This is a genomic window from Acidovorax sp. 62, from assembly GCF_002754495.1.
Taxonomy (GTDB): Bacteria; Pseudomonadota; Gammaproteobacteria; order Burkholderiales; family Burkholderiaceae_C; genus Acidovorax.
In genome coordinates this window covers 623,989-642,635 of sequence record NZ_PEFJ01000001.1, presented here as the reverse complement: position 1 = coordinate 642,635, position 18,647 = coordinate 623,989, and the positions used below count along the sequence as shown (strand labels likewise).

General features: G+C 64.7%; 17 protein-coding genes. 4 read left to right on the top strand and 13 right to left on the bottom strand.

The features are described from left to right. Window positions 1-111 precede the first annotated feature (111 nt). The 4 genes from CLU86_RS02895 (at window position 112) to CLU86_RS02880 (ending at window position 3,282) form a co-directional block, all read left to right on the top strand. Complete coding sequence (locus tag CLU86_RS02895) at window positions 112-945, top strand: ABC transporter substrate-binding protein (RefSeq protein WP_099740541.1); 834 nt, start codon at window positions 112-114, stop codon at window positions 943-945. A gap of 67 nt (window positions 946-1,012) precedes the next feature. Further along, window positions 1,013-1,711 carry an amino acid ABC transporter permease gene (locus tag CLU86_RS02890; protein ID WP_099740540.1) on the top strand — a complete coding sequence of 233 codons (699 nt, stop codon included), beginning with the start codon at window positions 1,013-1,015 and terminating at the stop codon, window positions 1,709-1,711. Between the two features lie 90 nt (window positions 1,712-1,801). Continuing rightward, window positions 1,802-2,542 carry an amino acid ABC transporter permease gene (locus CLU86_RS02885; RefSeq protein ID WP_099740539.1) on the top strand — a complete coding sequence of 247 codons (741 nt, stop codon included), beginning with the start codon at window positions 1,802-1,804 and terminating at the stop codon, window positions 2,540-2,542. Then, window positions 2,539-3,282, top strand: a complete 744-nt coding sequence (locus CLU86_RS02880) for an amino acid ABC transporter ATP-binding protein (protein WP_099740538.1) — start codon at window positions 2,539-2,541, stop codon at window positions 3,280-3,282. Before CLU86_RS02885 ends, CLU86_RS02880 begins: the two co-directional genes overlap by 4 nt. Before the next feature lie 33 nt (window positions 3,283-3,315). Here CLU86_RS02880 and CLU86_RS02875 read toward each other — a convergent pair whose 3' ends face one another. The 13 genes from CLU86_RS02875 to CLU86_RS02815 all read right to left on the bottom strand — a co-directional run bounded on the left by CLU86_RS02875 (window position 3,316) and on the right by CLU86_RS02815 (window position 18,602). Further along, complete coding sequence (locus CLU86_RS02875; protein WP_099740537.1) at window positions 3,316-5,835, bottom strand: ABC transporter permease; 2,520 nt, start codon at window positions 5,833-5,835, stop codon at window positions 3,316-3,318. An 11-nt stretch (window positions 5,836-5,846) separates the two neighbouring features. Continuing rightward, entirely contained in the window at window positions 5,847-7,568 is a 1,722-nt protein-coding gene (locus CLU86_RS02870) for a C13 family peptidase (protein ID WP_099740536.1), read from the bottom strand. Window positions 7,569-7,678: 110 nt separating this feature from the next. Further along, on the bottom strand, window positions 7,679-8,608 hold the full coding sequence (locus CLU86_RS02865) for a formate dehydrogenase accessory sulfurtransferase FdhD (RefSeq protein WP_099740535.1): 930 nt from the start codon (window positions 8,606-8,608) through the stop codon (window positions 7,679-7,681). 197 nt (window positions 8,609-8,805) lie between these two features. Further along, the gene (locus CLU86_RS02860) at window positions 8,806-9,195 is read right to left on the bottom strand and encodes a hypothetical protein (RefSeq protein ID WP_099743238.1); all 390 of its coding nucleotides are present in this window, start codon (window positions 9,193-9,195) and stop codon (window positions 8,806-8,808) included. Between the two features lie 11 nt (window positions 9,196-9,206). After that, entirely contained in the window at window positions 9,207-10,412 is a 1,206-nt protein-coding gene (locus CLU86_RS02855; protein ID WP_099740534.1) for a formate dehydrogenase subunit gamma, read from the bottom strand. A gap of 12 nt (window positions 10,413-10,424) precedes the next feature. Continuing rightward, window positions 10,425-10,664 (bottom strand): hypothetical protein, encoded by a 240-nt coding sequence (locus CLU86_RS02850; protein ID WP_099740533.1) that lies wholly within the window; start codon window positions 10,662-10,664, stop codon window positions 10,425-10,427. Next, the gene (gene fdh3B / locus CLU86_RS02845; RefSeq protein WP_099658511.1) at window positions 10,661-11,281 is read right to left on the bottom strand and encodes a formate dehydrogenase FDH3 subunit beta; all 621 of its coding nucleotides are present in this window, start codon (window positions 11,279-11,281) and stop codon (window positions 10,661-10,663) included. The genes CLU86_RS02850 and fdh3B overlap by 4 nt, the downstream gene beginning before the upstream one ends. Before the next feature lie 29 nt (window positions 11,282-11,310). After that, the gene (locus CLU86_RS02840; protein WP_099740532.1) at window positions 11,311-14,280 is read right to left on the bottom strand and encodes a formate dehydrogenase subunit alpha; all 2,970 of its coding nucleotides are present in this window, start codon (window positions 14,278-14,280) and stop codon (window positions 11,311-11,313) included. Window positions 14,281-14,294: 14 nt separating this feature from the next. Beyond that, window positions 14,295-14,540, bottom strand: coding sequence for a formate dehydrogenase (locus tag CLU86_RS02835; RefSeq protein WP_099740531.1), 246 nt, complete (start codon window positions 14,538-14,540; stop codon window positions 14,295-14,297). Between the two features lie 149 nt (window positions 14,541-14,689). Next, entirely contained in the window at window positions 14,690-15,319 is a 630-nt protein-coding gene (locus tag CLU86_RS02830) for a molecular chaperone (RefSeq protein WP_099740530.1), read from the bottom strand. Then, window positions 15,316-17,385, bottom strand: a complete 2,070-nt coding sequence (locus CLU86_RS02825; protein WP_099740529.1) for a 4Fe-4S binding protein — start codon at window positions 17,383-17,385, stop codon at window positions 15,316-15,318. Before CLU86_RS02825 ends, CLU86_RS02830 begins: the two co-directional genes overlap by 4 nt. Then, window positions 17,345-18,052 (bottom strand): DUF3306 domain-containing protein, encoded by a 708-nt coding sequence (locus tag CLU86_RS02820; RefSeq protein WP_099743237.1) that lies wholly within the window; start codon window positions 18,050-18,052, stop codon window positions 17,345-17,347. The genes CLU86_RS02825 and CLU86_RS02820 overlap by 41 nt, the downstream gene beginning before the upstream one ends. Continuing rightward, window positions 18,045-18,602, bottom strand: coding sequence for a DUF3305 domain-containing protein (locus CLU86_RS02815; RefSeq protein WP_099740528.1), 558 nt, complete (start codon window positions 18,600-18,602; stop codon window positions 18,045-18,047). The genes CLU86_RS02820 and CLU86_RS02815 overlap by 8 nt, the downstream gene beginning before the upstream one ends. Window positions 18,603-18,647 lie beyond the last annotated feature (45 nt).

The following is an 18,647-nucleotide window of genomic DNA, read 5'->3' as shown; positions in this document are numbered from 1 at the left end:
GAACCGGGAAGGCGTTGGCAAAGGCCTGTGCTGCAGGTTGGGGGGCTGTGCCTTCCCTGGTTCCCCCTGACAGCCATCCATTGTTCCAAACCACTTGAGGGACCCACCTTTATGCGCAGACGCTCGATTTTCCCGGTGATCACCGCCGCCACCCTGGCATTGTTTGCAGCGGCCGCCCATGCAGACCAACTGGCCGACATCAAGAAGCGCGGCGAGATCGTGTTCGGCGTGCTGGGCATTGATGAGCCCAACAGCTTCATTGACGCCAAGACCCGCGAATTCATTGGCTACGAAGTGGACCTTGCACGCGCTGTGGCCCAGAAAATCGGTGTGAAACCCGTGTTCAAACAAGTGGCAGTGGCTGCGCGCATCCCTGAGCTGCAGCAAGGCCATGTGGACGTTCTGGCCGCCTCGCTGACGCACAACAAGGAGCGTGAGTCGCAGGTGGACTTTGGCTTAACGCACTTGGTCACCGGCCAAAAGGTGCTGGTCAAAACCAGCAGCGGCATCAAGAGCGTGGCAGACCTCGCTGGCAAAAAAGCATTGACCGTGAAGGGTGGCACGCAAGGCCCTAACCTGCTGAAAGCCGCCCCCACCGCCGATGTCGTGACCTTTGAATCCACACAGCAGGCGTTTCAGGCCCTGCAGCAGGGCAAGGGCGTGGCCTACGTGAACGATGAAGCCAGCCTGCTGGCCGACTACGCCAAGCTGGGCCCCAAGGCCAAGGACTACGTGATCCTGCCGCAAAACCTGAGCGTGGAACCTCTGGCTTTTGGCATCAAGAAGGGGGAAGTGGCCATCAAGACCGTGGTGGACGAAACACTGCGCGAGCTTGAAAAGTCAGGCGAAGCCGAGAAGCTCTTCATCAAGTGGTACGGCCCCGACAGCAAGCTCAAGTTCCCCAAGCGCGAGTTCAAGATCGAGAGCGACAAGGTAGACAGCTAAATACCGGACATGCGGCCGACAGCTCGCTACGGCGGGCTTTTCTGTGTGGTCTGACCGCCTTTGTTCCATGCCTGTTTTAGATTTTTCACTGCTGCTCTCGGGCCCCTACCTTGGCATGCTGCTGGCCGGGCTGCGCCTGTCGCTGGCGCTGCTGGCCTCCACGCTGGTACTGGCACTGCCGCTGGCGGTGGTGGTGGTGGTGGCGCTGCTGCGGCTGGCACCCGTGGCTGCGCTGCGTTGGCTGGGGGCTGTGTATGTGGAATCCATCCGCAACGTCCCCCTTTTGGCCCACATGCTGTTTTGGTACTTTGGCGCGCCCGAGTTGCTGCCCGAAGCCGCCAAGGAATGGCTGTACGGACACAACTACGAGGCTACCGCAGCCGTGGCAGCGCTCACCCTGTACACGGCCGCGTTCATGGCGGAAGACATTCGCAGCGGTATTCGCGGCATACCTGCCGTGCAGTTCGAGGCGGGGCGGGCGCTGGGTCTGGGGTTTCTGGCCACCATGCGCTTGGTCATCTTGCCGCAGGCACTGCGCGTCACGGTGCCACCGCTCATCTCCCAAACGCTGAACCTGTGGAAGAACACCAGCATTGCCACCGTGATTGGTGCCGCCGAGCTGATGTACCAGGCCGCCAAAGTGGAAAGCGCCACCTTCCGCAGCTTCGAGGCGTTTGTTTTTGCGACGGCAAGCTACGTGGCGCTGTCGCTGGTGATCACCGGGCTGGCAGCCTGGTACCAGCACAGCTACCCCGTGCGGACGTGACAGGGGCAGCATGGCACAAACCCTCAGCCAACAGGCGCCCCGCGCACCGCAGAGGCTGGCGCTGCAGCCCTCCTCTCCAAGGCATTGCACATGAGTTTTTTGGAAATGGTGGACACCTACTGGCTGTACTTTCTGGTGGGCCAGTACCCACAGGGGCCACTGGGGGGGCTGGCACTCACCTTGATACTGGCCAGCCTGGGCCTGGTGTCGGCGCTGCCGGTGGGGCTTCTGCTGGGGCTGGGCCGTGTCAGCCCCTGGCGCTGGCTGCGCTGGCCTGTCACTGCGCTGGTGTTCCTGGTGCGCAGCACGCCACTGCTCATGGTGGTGTTCTGGGCCTACTTCTTTTTGCCCAGCGTGACAGGCCACAAAACCGACCAGTTCACCACCATGCTGCTGGCACTGGCCTTGTTCAATGGTGCCTACCTGGCCGAAATCGTGCGCGCGGGCATCCAAGGCCTGCCACGCGGGCAAATGGAGTGCGCCCGCGCACTGGGGCTGAGCTACCTGCAGGCGATGCGGAAGGTGGTGCTGCCACAGGCGCTGCGCCACATGCTGCCCTCGCTGCTGAACCAGCTGGTGTCCACGATCAAGGAGACATCGCTGGGCTTCATCATTGGCCTCAATGAGGTCGCCATGATTGCGACACAAATCAACTCCCTGGTGTTCGTGCTGCCCGCGCAAATTTATGCCGTGCTGGCCCTCACCTATTTCGTCCTGTGCTTTGGCCTGACGCGCCTGGCCTATGGGCTGGAGCAGCGGCTGGCTCGGCGCGCCAAGCCGCCCACCCAAGCCCTACCCACACCCACATCCCTGGCAGGAGCCACCGCATGATCCGGTTTGACAACGTACAAAAATGGTTTGGCAGCTACCAGGCGCTGCGCGATGTGAACGAGACCATTCACGCAGGCGAGGTGGTGGTGGTGTGCGGTCCATCGGGCTCTGGCAAGTCCACACTGATACGCACCATCAATCGGCTGGAGCCCATTCAGGGCGGGCGCATTCTGGTGCAGGGAGAAGACATTTACCGCCCTGGGCTCCCGCTGAACCAGTTTCGCTCACGGGTGGGTTTTGTGTTCCAGCAGTTCAATTTGTTCCCGCACCTCACGGCGCTGCAAAACTGCACGCTCGCCCCCACCCAGCTCGGCAAACTCGCCCCGGCCGAAGCCGAGCGCCGCGCCCTGGCCTTGCTTGATCGGGTCGGCTTGGCGCACAAAGCCCAGGCGTACCCCACCGAGCTGTCTGGCGGTCAGCAGCAACGCGTTGCCATAGCCCGCACGCTGGCCATGGAGCCCCCGGTGATTCTGTTTGACGAGCCCACCAGTGCGCTCGACCCCGAGATGGTGGGAGAGGTGCTGCTGGTGATGCGCGATCTGGCCCGCGACGGCATGACCATGGTGGTCGTCACGCATGAAATGGGGTTTGCCCGCGAAGTGGCCGACCGGGTGCTGTTTCTCGACCAAGGGCAGGTGCTGGAGCGTGCCACCCCAGACGACTTTTTCAACCGCCCCCAGCACCCACGGGCCCAGCAGTTTCTGTCGGACATCCGCACGCCCTTTGCGCTGGCTGCATAAAACAGCCAGCGCCTCTGCGGGCGATCAGTCCCGTCACTCCGCAGCGCGGCGCAGTGTATCGACCACGGGGCGGCGCAGCACGTCACGCAGGCCCCACCAGCCCGCCAACAGGGCCAGCACGGCACCGGCCAAGGCCCCGGCCAGGGGCACCCACAGCGATGCCGTCCAGGCAAAGTCAAACACGTAGCGGGCCAGGGCCCAGCCCACGGCCACGGCCACGGCGCTGGCCAAAAAGCCCGCCAGCAGCCCCACGCCCATCAGCTCGGCCCGCTGCACCTGGCGCAGCAGGCTGGCGCGGGCGCCCACGGCGCGCATGATGGCGAACTCACGGGCGCGCTCTTCGCGTGTGGCGGTGACGGCGGCAAACAGCACCACCAGCCCAGCGGCCAGGGTGAAGGCGAACAAAAACTCCACCGCGCGGATGACCTGGTCGAGCACACGCTGCACCTGGGTGATGGTGCTGGCCATGTCCACGTTGGTGATGTTGGGGAATTGGCGCACCAGCGCGTTGTCAAAGCCCTGGGCCTCGGGCGCGCGGTAAGCCGCCAGGTAGGTGACAGCCACACCTTCGAGCTGCTGCACCGGGTACATCACAAAGAAGTTGGCACGCATGGAGCCCCAGTCCACCTTGCGCAGGCTGGTGATGCGGGCTTCGTTCTGCACACCGCCAATGTCAAACAGCAGGCTGTCGCCCAGCTTCAGGCCCAAGGTTTGCGCAATGCCCTCTTCCACGCTCACGGCACCAGCCTCGTTGTCGGTCCAATGGCCTGCCACGATCTGGTTGTGGGCGGGCTGCTGCACGGCGGTGGAGAGGTTGAACTCGCGGTCCACCAGGCGCTTGGCGCGGTCTTCGGTGTAGGTGTCAGGCCCCACGGGCTGGCCGTTCACGGCCAGCAGGCGGCCGCGGATCATGGGGTACCAGTCGTACTTGGCCACGCCGCTGGTTTGCAGGGTCTTCTGAAAATCGTCAGCTTGCTCGGGCATCACGTTGATGACGAAACGGTTGGGCGCATCGGGCGGGGTGGCCTGGCGCCAGCTGCTGATGAGGTCGGTGCGCAGCAGCACCAGCAGCACCAGCGCCAACAGGCCCACGGCCAGGCTGCTGACCTGCACCACGGCATAGGCCGGGCGGGCCGAGATTTGCCGCGTGGCCAGCACCAGCCAGCGCGGGGCCGTGGCTTCGTTCACGCTTTTGCGCAGCAGCTTCACGGCCACCCAGCTCAGGCCCGCGAACAAAGCCACGGCCCCGGCAAAGCCGCCCACAGCAATGAAGCCCAGCTTGAGGTCGCTGCTCACGGCCAGCAGCAACGCCGCAAAGCCCGCCACGCCCACGCACAGCACGGCCAGCGATGCGGGCTTGAGGCCGCCTACGTCGCGGCGGATGACGCGCAGCGGCGGCACCTGGGCCAGTTGCAGCACGGGCGGCAGGCCAAAGGCAAACAGCAGCGTGAGCCCCATGCCCAAACCAAAGGCCACGGGCCACAGGCTGGGCGCGGGCAAGGCCGACTCCACCAGCCCGGCCAGCAGCATCACAAACACGTTGTGCACCAGGTAGCCCAGCGCCACGCCCAAAGCGCTGGCAAACAGGCCTATCAGCGCAAATTCGGTGGTGTACGCGCCCGCAATGGTGCGCTGGCTTTGCCCCAGCACGCGCAGCATGGCCGAGGCATCGAGGTGGTCGGTGGCAAAGCCGCGTGCCGCCAGCGCCACGGCCACGGCCGAGAGCAGCGCGGCCAGCAAGGCCACCAGGTTCAAAAACTTCTGGGCGCGGTCCAGCGTCTGGCGCATTTCGGGACGGCCGCTTTCCAGCGACTCGACCCGCACGGCGCGCACGTCAGGCTTTTTGACCTCGGCATTGGCCCAGTCGGCAAAGGCCTTGACGGCGGCGGGTGCCCCCGCCACGGCAAATCGGTAAGTGATGCGGCTGGCGGGCTGCACCAGGCCGGTGGCAGGCACATCGGCCGCGTTGAGCATGACACGCGGTGCAAAGCTCATGAAGCCCGCGCCCCGATCGGGCTCGATGACGATGATGCGGGCAATGCGCAACTGGGCATCGCCCAGCAGCAGCTTGTCGCCCATGGCCAGGCCCAGCGCGTCCAGCAACGGTGCATCCACCCACACGTCGCCAGGGGCGGGAATGTCGCGGGTGGTCTGCTCTGGCCCGCCCGGCGCGTCGGTCACTTTGAGGGCGCCGCGCAGCGGGTAGCCCGTCTCTACGCTTTTCAGGGCCACCAGCTTGCTGGCACCGCCTTGCGCATCGCTGGCGCGGCCCATGGTGGGAAAGCCCATGGTGCCCACGGTTTGCAGACCCAACGCACGGGCTTTGTCCACAAAGGCCGCTGGCGTGGGGTTGTCGCTGGCCACCACAGCATCGCCACCCAGCAGCTGCAGGGCATCGCGCTGTAGGCCGCCTTGCAGGCGGTCGGCAAAAAAGCCCACCGAGGTGAGCGCGGCCACCGCCAGCGTGACGGCCACAATCAACAAACGCAGCTCGCCAGCGCGCAGGTCGCGCAGCAAGGTGCGCCAACCCAGGCGCAAGAAAGACAGATTCATGGGCGCAAACCTTAGCGCAATTGCACGGCGCGGTGCGCCATAGGGGTTTGCGCCACCAGGCCTTTGCCACCGGGCCGTGGCGCAGAGGAAGGCGTTGCAGCCTCTGCCGACAGACGCTGGGCCAGGGCCTTGAGCACCGGGTCAATCTCGGCCCCCACGCGCATCTGCGGGTTAGAGAAGCCATCGGCCTTGCCCGCCTCGACCTCGCGCTGGGCGATGATGGGCACGGCTTTGTTGAACGCTTCGGTGAAGGAGTAAGTGCTGCGCAGTTGCTCGTTAAATACGGCGCGGCCAAAGAAGGTCAGCTCAGAGCGCATGCCGCAGCCGTAGGAGGTGTGCGTGGCATCCGCAGCCGTCATGATGAGGGTGGACGGGGTGGCCAGCGTATCGAGCCAGCCGCCCGAGTAGCAGGCCGAAATCGCGATCACGCGGTGGCGAATGCCCGCATCGTCCAGCATGTGGCGCAGCAGCTCGGGCGTCATGGGGTCCACCTGCAAGGGCGGATGGGCGGCAGCCAGTTGGTGGTTGCGCGCGCCGTGCGAGGTCATGTAAACCACGAGCACGTCCTGCTCGCGGTCCATGGTGGCAGCCAGGGCGTCCACGGCGCTGCGCAGGTTCTCTGGCGTAGCCCACAGGTGGGTGTCGGCCGTCTCGGCATGGTTGAGCAGGTGCAGCACGCGCCCTTCGGCATCGAAGCGGTCTTGCAGCAGATCGCTCACCATGGTGCTTTCACGGCGGAACACTTCTTCGCCCGCATAGGGGGCGAACACCAGGCCGTACACATCCACCACACCGGGGCGCTCGGGGGTCAGGTCTTGGGTATAGGCCTCCAGCATGAGTTGCTGGCCCTCAAACACCGCTTGGGACAGGGGCATGCCGGCGGGTTGCGCGTCTGCCCCTTCGGCAGCGGCGGCATCGGCCGCTGCCTGCACATCCACCACGGGCTTCCAGGTGGGCTCCACCCCCACACCCAATTGCACAGCCGTGCCCGCCACCAGGCACAGCGCAAACACCGCTGTGCGCCAGCGCGACCGCACGAAACGCGCCGTGAGCCGCACCATGGCGGCATACGAACACAAGATGACGGCAATGGCCGACAGCCCCAGCAGCAGCTCGGGCAGCGTCCAGTCCAAACGGTCTTGCCATGCAGGCATGCCGGCACTGGCCTCGTCGCTCGCAGGAATCAGGAGCAAAGGAATCACCCACGGCAGCACGGCCAGGCTACTCAACAACAGCCAGGCTGGCACACCACCCGCCAGCGCCCCAGCCGGTCCAGGCGCCTGTTTCTGCACTGGCCACATGGCCCACCAGGCCGCGCCCAGCAATGCCAGCGACAACCAGTGCTGGCCCAGCCAAGCCTGGGCATTGAATTCCACCGGCCCCACGGCCACGGCAGCCCACCATTCGCCCAGCACCACCAAGCCCCAGCTCACCACCATGGCACTGATCAACTGCGCCGGGGTCGGCGCTGCCGCCCCCGTGCGCGGGGCCATGAAGACAGCGGCGCGCAGGCTCTCTAGCACCCAGCGGTACCAGGGCAGGTGCGTGGACACAGCAGGCCCGGGCGCCGTGGGTGCAGTAGGCACAGTAGGCGCGACGGGGGGATGGGATGGCGATGCATCGCCCACGGCCTCTGACGATGCCGCTGGTGCAACGAACGCGACTGGGGCGCTAGAAGCGGCAGGAACAGAGGAAGGCGCGGGGACTTCTGCGGATTGAGGCTCGACGGTCATGGCCCAATCATGCCATTAGATAAAAATGGCACCTAGCGCTTATTCAACAAGCGCTAGCAGCTATGTTTTTAATAGCAACCATGCATTCAACCAAGAGGCCGGCGCCACGCTCAGGCCAACTCGGGCTGCAGCACCAGCCGGTGTACGCCTGTGTAGCAAACAAAACGCCGGTTGGTCGCACGGCCAATGGCGCACAGGCCCAGCTGCTGCGCAACGGCGTGGCCCATTTGCGTCATGCCGCTGCGCGAGACGACGATAGGCACCCCCATCTGGGCAGATTTGATGACCATCTCGCTGGTCAGCCGCCCGGTGGTGTAGAACACTTTGTCGGCCCCGGCCATGGGCTGGAAGGGGGTTGCACTGCCCTGCCCCTCCTGCGCTGCTGCGGCATCGGTGCCTTCCAGAGGCGCCGGCTCGGGGTTCATCCACATCCAGCCCGCAATGGTGTCAATCGCGTTGTGGCGGCCCACGTCCTCTACAAAGGTCAGCATCTCATCGCCCCGAAACAGCGCGCAGCCATGCACCGAGCCCGCAGACTTGTAGGTGGTCTCTTTCAGGCGGATGGCGTTGACCAGGCCGTACAGCTGCGCTTGGGTCAGCTGGGCTTCGGGCAGTTCGATGCGGTCCACCTCGTCCATCAAGCCACCAAACACACTGCCCTGGCCGCAGCCGGTGGTCACCACCTTGCTGGCGGTGCGCTCTTCAATACGGGCAATGCCGTGGCGCGTGCGCACGGCGGCGGCATGCACGTCCCAATCCACGGTGATGGACTCGATGTCAAACACCGACTCCACCAACCGTTGGTTGCGCAGATAACCCAGCACCAGCAACTCAGGGTGGGCGCCCAGCGTCATCAGGGTGACCAGTTCGCGCCGGTCCACATACACCGTCAGGGGCCGCTCGGCAGGAATGTGCACCGCCTCGGTCTCGCCCCGTTCATTGATCACGTCCACCGCATGCGTCAGCGGCGCCTGCGCCTGGGTCAGGCGCGGCAGGGCCAAGGTGGAGGCGGGAACGGGGTGAGGCATGGCAGCGGTCATGGCGGCAGGGTACACGCAAAAAAGCCGCAAGCGAAGTGCGCTTGCGGCTTGAGAAAGTCAGGGGGATCAGCCCCCTTCAGAGTTAGAGCGGCTCACAAAACTCAGCGAAGCGGTTCTGGCTAGGCGCTGCGTCGCAGGCAGTACGCGTAGTACGACAAGACGCGGCAACGACGCCAGAAGAGTTTTGTTAGCCGCTCTTAAGACTTGGGCGCCGAGGCCGCTGGCGTGTTCGTGCTCGGCGGGCTGCTGGCCGTGCCTGGTGGCGAATGGGCACCGGCCGCCTCTTGCGGCTTGGCCGCTGGCGGGGTGTAAGCAAAGGGCCCTGGGTCGGCACAGGTGGCGGGCGCTGCCGCTGCGGGTTTGGCGTCCTTATTGGTCTTGCGATAGTGCGCGGCCACGCGGTCTTGCGACTGGCACAGCTTGTAGTTATCTACCTTGCCTGCCCAGGCGGCCTTGGCGGCGGCTTCGGCGGCTTTTTCTGCAGCTTCATGGCTGGGGGCTGGCAGCTTGGCAGAGGCCGCAGAGCACAGTGCGCTCAGGCCCAATGCCAAGGTTGCGAGCAGGGAGGGTCGAAAAAAATGCGTCATGGTGCGTTGCCTCATACCTGTGCGGGCTGGCCCGCAGATGGCGTTGCTGCAGCGCCCGCCTGGGGGGCTGCGCTGCGTTGCCGTGGGATCTTGCCCGCCTGAACATCGTCGTACCACAGCTCGTGGTGCTCCTTGGCCCAGGCGTCGCTCACATAGCCCGTCTTCATGGCCTTGTAGGCGCCCTTCATACCCACCGTGCCCATGTAGATGTGGCCGCAAATCAGCGCCATCATCCAGATCGCCAGGGTGGCGTGGATCATGTGGGCGATCTGCATGTCGCCGCGCACATCGCCAAAGCCGGGGATGAGCTTGTCGAGCACCAAACCCGTGGCCACCACAAAGATGCCCGGGATGGTGATGCCCCACCAGAACAGCCCCTTCTCACCCGCGTTGAAGCGGTGCGAGGGCACTTCATGGCCGTCACCGCCCAGCATGCCGCCGCCCTTGGACAGCCACACAAAGTCGGCGCGGTTGGCAATGTTGTCCTTGATGAACGTGAGCACGATGACCGCCAGCGACACCGCAAACAGCGGGCCCATGAAGTTGTGCACGTTCTTGAGCGCGTAGGTCAGCCAGCCAAACAGCGTGCTGCCCAGCACAGGCAGCAAGAAGAACTTGCCAAACGCCATGACGATGCCGGAAGCGGCCAGTGCGATGAAGGCAAACGCATTGGCCCAGTGGGCTGCACGTTCAAACGGAGTGAAACGCTCGATGCCTTTGCTGCCGGTTTCTGGATGGTCGTGGCCCATGGGGCCTTTGACGAAGTAGAAGATGCCCAGGGCCAGCAGCACGATGGCGAACAGCGCAGCACCGTACGGAATGATCCATTGGTTGCGCACCTCACGCCAGGCCTGGCCTGCGTTGGTAAAGCGCGAGCCGGGGTACTGCACAAAGGGCTGGATCAGGTTGCCCGCCTCGGGGGCCTGGGTCTTGGGCAGGCTGCTGTAGCCCGTCACGCCCTGCCCCACCTGGCGCCACACGGGCGCATTGTTGCCGGGCTGCACCTTCATGCGCTCGCCGTTGGTTTGCTCGGCATAGCCGGGCTCGGCGCTGGCGTCGGGCTTCACTTCAAAAATGTTTTGGCCTTGCACGCCTGCCACCGCAGCGGCAGCAGGCACCTCGCCCACGGTGCCAGAGGCGGTCGGCCCGGCAGGCGCCTGGGCGTGCGCAGCGAAGGCCCCCAAGGTCAGCAGCAAGGCACAGAGACTGTGTTTCATGGCAGACCTCGCTCAGGGCTTCTGGTTGCGGGAGTACTCGTTTTGCCCGTACTGCTGGCGTGTGCGCAACTGCTGCTCCCAACTGGTCTTGTCCCCCGTGGTCCAGCCGGGCTGCGTGAAGTTGCTGCCGGTGCCAGCGTAGGGTGCGGCGTCGTGCTTGACGCCACCGCCGGTCTGCGGCTTTTCGGAGCAGGCCGACAGGGCTGCGCACAAGGCAAGGGCCATGGAGAGGGTGGAGACAATGCGCTTCATGACTTGGCTCCTGCGGGGGGTTGGCCCGCCTGCTTGGAGCCGTAGGCCGTGCCCCAGCCCCACACTTCGGCGCCCTTGCCGCGTTGCACCACGCGGTTGCGGAAGATGTCCGCCACCACATCGCCATCACCGGCGAGCAGCGCCTTGGTCGAGCACATTTCGGCGCAGGCAGGCAGCTTGCCTTCGGCCAGGCGGTTGCGTCCGTACTTTTCGAATTCGGCCTGGCTGCCGTGGGTTTCAGGCCCACCCGCACAGAAGGTGCACTTGTCCATCTTGCCGCGCACGCCAAACGTGCCTTGCGACGGGAACTGGGGTGCGCCAAACGGGCAGGCGTAGCTGCAGTAGCCGCAGCCAATGCACACGTCCTTGTCGTGCAGCACCACGCCCTCTTCGGTGCGGTAGAAGCAGTTCACAGGGCACACGGCCATGCAAGGCGCATCGCTGCAATGCATGCAGGCCACCGAGATGGACTTCTCGCCAGGGACCCCGTCATTGAGGGTGACCACGCGGCGGCGGTTCACGCCCCACGGGACTTCGTGTTCGTTCTTGCAAGCGGTCACGCAGCCGTTGCACTCGATGCAACGCTCAGCGTCGCAGATGAATTTCATTCGTGCCATTGTTGTGTCTCCTGCTCAGTGGCGGGCGCTCACGCGCTCTCCACGTTGCACACCGTGGTCTTGGTTTCCTGCATCATGGTCACGCTGTCGTAGCCATAGGTGGTGGCGGTATTCACCGCCTCGCCGCGCACCACGGGCGCTGCGCCCTTGGGGTAGTGAGCCAGCATGTCGGCCCCTTGCCAGCGGCCCGAGAAGTGGAACGGCATCCACACCGTGTCGGGCGCGACGCGCTCGGTCACCAGGGCCTGCACATTCAGGCGCGCGCCAGTGGGCGAGCTGAGCCACACGCGGCCCCCGTTGCGAATGCCGCGATCGGCAGCCGTCTTGGGGTTGATTTCCACGAAGGCTTCCTGTTGCAGCTCGGCCAGCCAAGGGTTGGAGCGGGTTTCCTCGCCGCCGCCTTCGTACTCGACCAGGCGGCCCGACGTCAGGATGAGCGGGAATTTCTCGTACACCTTGTCGGCCACGTTCTTCTCTTGCACGGTCTTGTACAAGGTGGGCAGGCGCCAGAAGGCCTTCTTGTCGTCGTGGGTGGGGTACTTGGCCGCCATGTCGGGGCGTGTGCCATACAACGGCTCGCGGTGCTGCGGAATGGGGTCCGGGAAATTCCAGACCACGGCACGCGCCTTGGCGTTGCCAAACGGGTGGCAGCCGTGGACCTTCATCGCCACACGGATGATGCCGCCCGAAGGATCGGTCTTCCAGTTCTTGCCCTCGGCGGCCTTCTTCTCCGCGTCGGTCAGGTCGTCCCACCAGCCCAGCTTTTTCAGCAGCACATGGTCAAACTCTGGGTAGCCCGTGGTGATGTCCGCGCCCACCGAGTGGGAGCCGTCTTCTGCCAGCAGGTTCTCGCCGTTGCGCTCCACACCAAAGTTGGCGCGGAAGTTGCCGCCGCCGTCCATGACGTGCTTGGAGGTGTCGTACAGGTTGGGCGAACCGGGGTGCTTGAGCTCGGGCGTACCAAAGCAAGGCCATGGCAGACCAAAGTAGTCACCCGCGAAGTCGTAGCCGGTTTCCTTGTCTTTGCCGCCCTTGGCCTTGAGGGTCTTCACATCGAACACGTGCATGTTCTTCATGTGGGCCTTCAGGCGCTCAGGGCTTTGGCCGGTGTAGCCAATGGTCCAGACGCTCTTGTTGATTTCACGCAGGATGTCTTCGACCATGGGCTCGTCCATGCCCTTGACCTTCTGCATCTTGTAGTTCTTGACCAGCTCTTTGTCGAAGCCCAGTTTTTGCGCAAACTGGTACATGATCATGTGGTCGGAGCGGCTCTCCCACAGCGGCTCGATGACTTTCTCACGCCACTGGATGGAGCGGTTGGAGGCCGTGCACGAGCCGCTGGTTTCAAACTGCGTGGCCGCAGGCAGCAGGTACACCGCGCGGTTGGGGTTCAGGTCTTCGGGTTTGCCAGGCATGGCCGCCATCGCGGCTGTAGCCGATGGGTAAGGGTCCACCACCACCAGCAGGTCCAGCTTGTCCATGGCGCGCTTCATTTCGAGGCCACGGGTTTGCGAGTTGGGCGCATGGCCCCAATAGAACACGCCGCGCAGGTTGCTGTCCTGATCGATCAGCTCGTTCTTCTCCAGCACACCATCGATCCAGCGCGAGACGGTGATGCCGTTCTTGGTCATCATCGCAGGCGATGCGTACTGCTTTTTGATCCACTCAAAGTCCACGCCCCAGGTCGCAGCGAAGTGCTTCCAGGCACCTTCGGCCAAGCCGTAGTAGCCGGGCAGCGAATCAGGGTTGGGGCCCACATCGGTGGCGCCTTGCACGTTGTCGTGGCCACGGAAGATATTGGTGCCGCCGCCCGACTTGCCCACGTTGCCCAATGCCAGCTGCAAGATGCACGAAGCGCGCACGATGGCATTGCCAATGGTGTGCTGCGTCTGGCCCATGCACCACACGACGGTGCCGGGGTCGTTCTCGTGCAGCATCTTGGCGACCTTGAAGACCTGCTCTTCCTTGACGCCGCAGGCCTCTTCCACCTTGTCGGGGGTCCACTTGGCCAGCACGTCCTCGCGCACCTTGTCCATGCCATAGACACGGTCGTGGAGGTACTTCTTGTCTTCCCAGCCATTCTTGAAGATGTGGTACAGCAAGCCAAACAGGAAAGGAATGTCGGTGCCCGAGCGGATGCGCACGTACTCGTCGGCCTTGGCAGCCGTGCGGGTAAAGCGGGGGTCCACCACGATCATCTTGCAGCCGGTTTCCTTGGCGTGCAGCATGTGCAGCATGCTCACGGGGTGGGCTTCGGCGGCGTTGGAGCCAATGTACAAAGCGACCTTGCTGTTTTGCATGTCGTTGTACGAATTGGTCATGGCGCCATAACCCCAGGTGTTGGCAACGCCCGCCACGGTGGTGGAGTGGCAGATGCGGGCCTGGTGGTCGCAGTTGTTGGTGCCCCAGAAGCTCACGAACTTGCGCAGCAAATAGGCCTGTTCGTTGTTGTGCTTGGACGAGCCGATGAAGTACACGCTGTCGGGCCCACTGGCCTGGCGCAGCTCCTTCATCTTGTCGGTGATTTCGGTCAGCGCGGTGTCCCAGCTGATGCGCTCGTACTTGCCATTGACGAGCTTCATCGGGTAGCGCAGGCGGTATTCGCCGTGGCCGTGCTCACGCAGCGCCGCACCCTTGGCGCAGTGCGCACCCAGGTTGATGGGCGAATCGAACACGGGCTCTTGGCGCACCCACACGCCGTTTTCCACCACCGCATCGACCGCGCAGCCCACCGAACAGTGCGAGCACACGGTGCGGCGCACTTCGATCTTGCTGTCGCCCAGCCCCACCTTGGCGCCTTCGGCCGCCTGGGACTTTTTGACCAGCGTGAGCTGCGATGCAGCGATGCCCACTCCCACGCCCAAGCCAGAGCGGTGCAGGAACGAGCGGCGGTCCATGGTGGGCAGCGCCTGGGCCAGGCCCCGGCGCAGGCTGTGAACAAAAGGAGACGATGCCGATGCACCCTGGGGTGCATGTGCAGACTTTTTAGTGAGCAACATGGTGCGCCCCGAAATCAAAGTTGGGTGGTTTTGTAGTACTGCTTGACGTGCGCAGAGAGGTGGTAGCCACCCCCCTTTTCAGGCGCAACGCGGGCGGGTTCTGCAGCCACGACCTCGGACGGAGTGACGCGGGGCAGAACGGCCACAGCCGCAGCGCCCGCGCTGACGGCGGCGGCACCTGCAAAAAAGCTGCGGCGGGAAGAAGAGGAAGAAGCCGCGGTGGCATTGGCCACACGGTCAGAAGGCTGGCGGTCCTGCATGCTTGTCTCCAGGAGGGCTGGCAGTTATGAAACGAATTGCATAGGGAGTCTAAGCGAGCCAAGGCCGCTTCGCAACGAGGCAGGCCCTAACCCCAGCGCGGCACTTGAGCTTTGCCCCATGTCAAGACACGGGGGTCGCCGACACTGCGTCAAGTCAGCATGTCAAAGCCCTGCGACTCCACCGCCACGAAGGCCCGTGTGAGCCGGGCCACCGCGCCATAGAACTGGGCGGCAGGGTGCGCCTCCAGGGCATCGCACATGGCTGGCCACCAGGGCTGCACATGCGTTGCAAAAAAGCCCTGTTGCTGCGTCAGGTTGCAGACAGCCATGTCGTCGCCCGCAATCAGGTAACGCATCACCTCGCACAGATAGGCCACATGGTCTTCGGTCTCGGGCATGGTGTCGCCCCGCGCCAGGCCCAGGCGGTCCAGATCGCTGCGCAGGCGGGCCAGGGGCTTTTCGTTCAAAAAACCTGCAAGGTAATGCGAGGCATACACAAACACCTCGGGCTTGCCCACGCCACCAAACAGGCGCTCGTATTCGGCGGCAATGGCTGCATCGTCCTGCGCCCGCGCCGCGCCCACCAGTTGTTGCCACGGCTCTTGCAAAAAGCCGCCTTCCAGGGGCGCTTGCGTCACGGCCACGCGCAGTGCGGCCAGCAGCTCTGGCGTGGGGGCTGCGTAGTACAGCTGCGCCAGCACGCCGTACAGCTCGGCACGGGCAGTTTCTTCGTCCAGCGCGGAGCTGCCGGGCAAGGTCAAAGAGGCGGTAGCGCTCACAGGTCGGTCACTTTCGATTCATTTTGGGCGGAATACAGGTCGATCACGCGGCAGTCGCTGCACATCTTCAGGCGTTCCAGCGCTTCCCCCTGGAACATGGCATGCCCGGCCAGCTTGCCCAGCATGGCTTCAATGGCTTTGACGGTGCCAAAGGGTTTGCTACAGCGCACACAAGACCAAGGCTTGGCCTCGTTGAGCACCTGCAACTGCGCGCGCTCAGGCGCCAGCAGCAGGCGCGGCTGCAAGGTGATGGCATTCTCTGGGCAAGTGGTCTCACACAGGCCGCATTGCACGCAGTTCTTTTCCAGAAAGCGCAGCTGCGGCATTTGGGGGTTGTCTTGCAGGGCGCTGGCCGGGCAGGCGCTCACGCAGCTCAGGCACAGGGTGCAGCGGTCTTTGTTGACAGTGATGGCACCCAACGGCGAGCCCTGGGCGGGCAACTCAATGGCGCCAGGCAAGGCAGCAGCGCCCAACGGGGCCTGCTCGATCAGGTGATCCAGCGCCATCTCCAGCGTGCTGCGCTTTTCCTGCGCCACGGCAAAGCGTGCCGCCACCGCAGGGGTTTTCTGGCGGGTCTGGCCTAGCGTTTGCAGCGCGGCGTCCAGCTCCGTGGGGTGCTTGGCCTCCAGCATGCGCAGGTGGGTGCCGGTGTAGCCCAGGCCATTGAGCAAGCGCTGCGCCACATCCATCTGGGCGCGCAGCCCGTCCAGATACTGCGGGGCTTCTTCATCCGTCACCAGCAGCGCAATCTGCGACGCACCGTATGCCACAGCACTCAGCCACAGGTCTACCCCTGTGCTGGCCGTGTGCCACAGCGCCACCGGAATCACATGGGCGGGCACGCCATGGGCCACCTTGAGCTGCGCGGCGCGGCCCAGCTCGTTCACCAATGCTTGTCCACGCTCCTGGCTGTGCAGCAGCAGCACGGCATCCTTGCCGCCGGCCGCCGCGTAGGTGGAGAGCAAGGTCTTGAAGCGCTGGCCCTGCTCCGCCGCAGGCGGGTAGGCATAGGTCATCGCCCCGGTGGGGCACACGGTGGTGCAGGCACCGCAGCCCACGCACAGGTTGGGGTTGACGACCACGCGCTGGCGGGCCTTGTCGCTACTGATGGCCTCGGCCGAGCAAATGTCCACGCAGGCGTTGCAACCCACGGTGGCATTGCGGCTGTGGGCGCAGAGCTTTTGCTTGTATTCAAAGAACTTGGGCTTTTCAAATTCGCCCACCAGCTCGCGCAACTTGAGCACTGTGGCCACATCACGCCCGTCGCTGCGCAGGTAGCCCTGCGGCAGTGCATGCTGCAAAAAGGTGGGCGTAGCATCGGCGCGGCGCATGTCCAGCACCAGGTCAAACTGGGCCGTCTCAGGCGAGGCAGCGCGCTGGAAATCGATGGCCCCCGCCACCTGGCAGACCTTCACACAGTCGCGGTGCGACTGGCAGGCAGACAGGTCCACCTGGTATTCAAGCCCGATGGCGTTCTCAGGGCAGGCCGCTACGCAAGCGTTGCAGCGGGTACACAGGTCCAACTGGATGGGGTTGTCATCGCGCCAACGCAGCTCAAAGGCGCCCAGCCAGCCCGTGAGGGCTTCAATGCGGCCACCCAGCACAGGGTAACGCCGCTCTTGCGCACCACCGGCGGGGCCAGGCCCTTGCGCAAACAGGGTCACATTCAACACATCGGACACCAAGGCAGCCACCTGCTCGGCAGCATCCAGCGGGCCAATGATGAGCAGGCGCCCTGCACTCTTGTAAGTGACCACAGGCACGGGCGCAGGCTCTGGCAAATGGGCGGCGGCCAGCAAGGCCGCCAGCTTGGGGCCGGCCTTGGCCGCATCGCGGCTCCAGCCGCCGGTTTCGCGGATATTGACGAAGCGGATGGGCGACAACGCCCCTTCGGTCTGCTGGCCCAGCTCGGCAAACAGGCGCTGCTCCTGGGTGCAGGCGACCACCACGTCTTCGCCCGAACGGATGGCTTGGGTGAAAGCGCCCGCCTCACGGCGGCAGAGGGTGGAGTGGAGGGTCAGGTCTTCACGAAGCGCTGCGCCCAAGGCCTGGGCGTTCAACGGCATCGTCTGGTTGCAATCGCAGATGAGCGTGGTCATGTTCTGGGTGGCTGGCTGGTGCGGGCACCCCAGGCTCTGGTTCTGAGCCCATGGGTGCCGCCCCAAGCGGGCTAGGAATGGCTGTGCATACCCCAGACTGTGCCACGTCTTGCGCCGATTCCGCCAGTTCGACCCCGGTCTGCGGCGCGGGCGCGGGGTCTTTCGAGGCACCAGCTGCATCATCGGCAGGCTGCGGCGCCAGCGCCTGAGGGTGTTCAGGCTCGGGTTCAACCAGGCCCATGAATTGCGCGCTGGCCATCTGGCGCAGCATCGCCGCAGGCAGCGGGTCAGGTTGGGTGTAGTCGTCGATGTAAGTGTCCAGCCCGTCCATCACATTGAAGTGCGGATCGGTAAACAGTTTTTTCATCGCGGTGTTGCGCACTTCCGGCGCCACAGCGCGGCCCACAAAGGGCTTGAAGTCGGAGTCGATGGACAGGGCCTGCGCGTCCTGCAGTGTGGGCAGCGGGGCAGGCTCAGGGGCGTTGGCAGGCAGGTCCGCCGCTTGGGGCATAACCACGGCCTGCTGGGCCAGCACGGGCGGTGCAGGGCGTGGTGGTTCAGGCTCTTGGAGCGGCTTGCCCTCGCGCACGTCCTGCTTGCGCCGCGACCAGCGGCCCAAAAAGCCATCAGCCACGGCCACCACCCCCACGCTGCTTTTCAGTGCTGACCGATGCCGGATTGCCAAACCGGTCCTGCAGCGGCTGAAAACTGTCGGGCCGCTTGCGGCGCTTGGGCTCGGGTTGGTAGTGCTCGGCCACAAAGGCCTGCAAGGCGGCCAACACCTCCGGGGGCACGGGCACTTGCTCAGCGGTCTCTTGCGCATCCAGCCAGCGCCCCGCGTCGTGGTAGCTCAGGCTGACTTCCACCGGGCGCGCCAGACGCTGCGCGCTGTCTGCGCCCTCTGCCGTCTCTTCATCCAGCCGCCACAGCACAAACCAGCAAGGCGCGGGGGACGTCGCATTGAGGTGGTAGCCCTCGGCATCATCGCGGAACAACTCCACGGAAAAGCAAGGAAAGAGCCACTGCGCCGCCCCATCGGTTTGCCGCAGCAGGCGCGGGGCTGTGCCAAACGCGGCCTCATGGGGGACGACGTCTTCCAGCACCCATCGCCAGGGCTGCCAGCGGTTGTCCAGTTGCTCGCGGCGCATGATGACCGCAACTTGAAAAACGGGGCGTGTTTGCATGGCCGAACTGTAACGCCGGGCCAATGCCCCCATGGTCGCAGATGG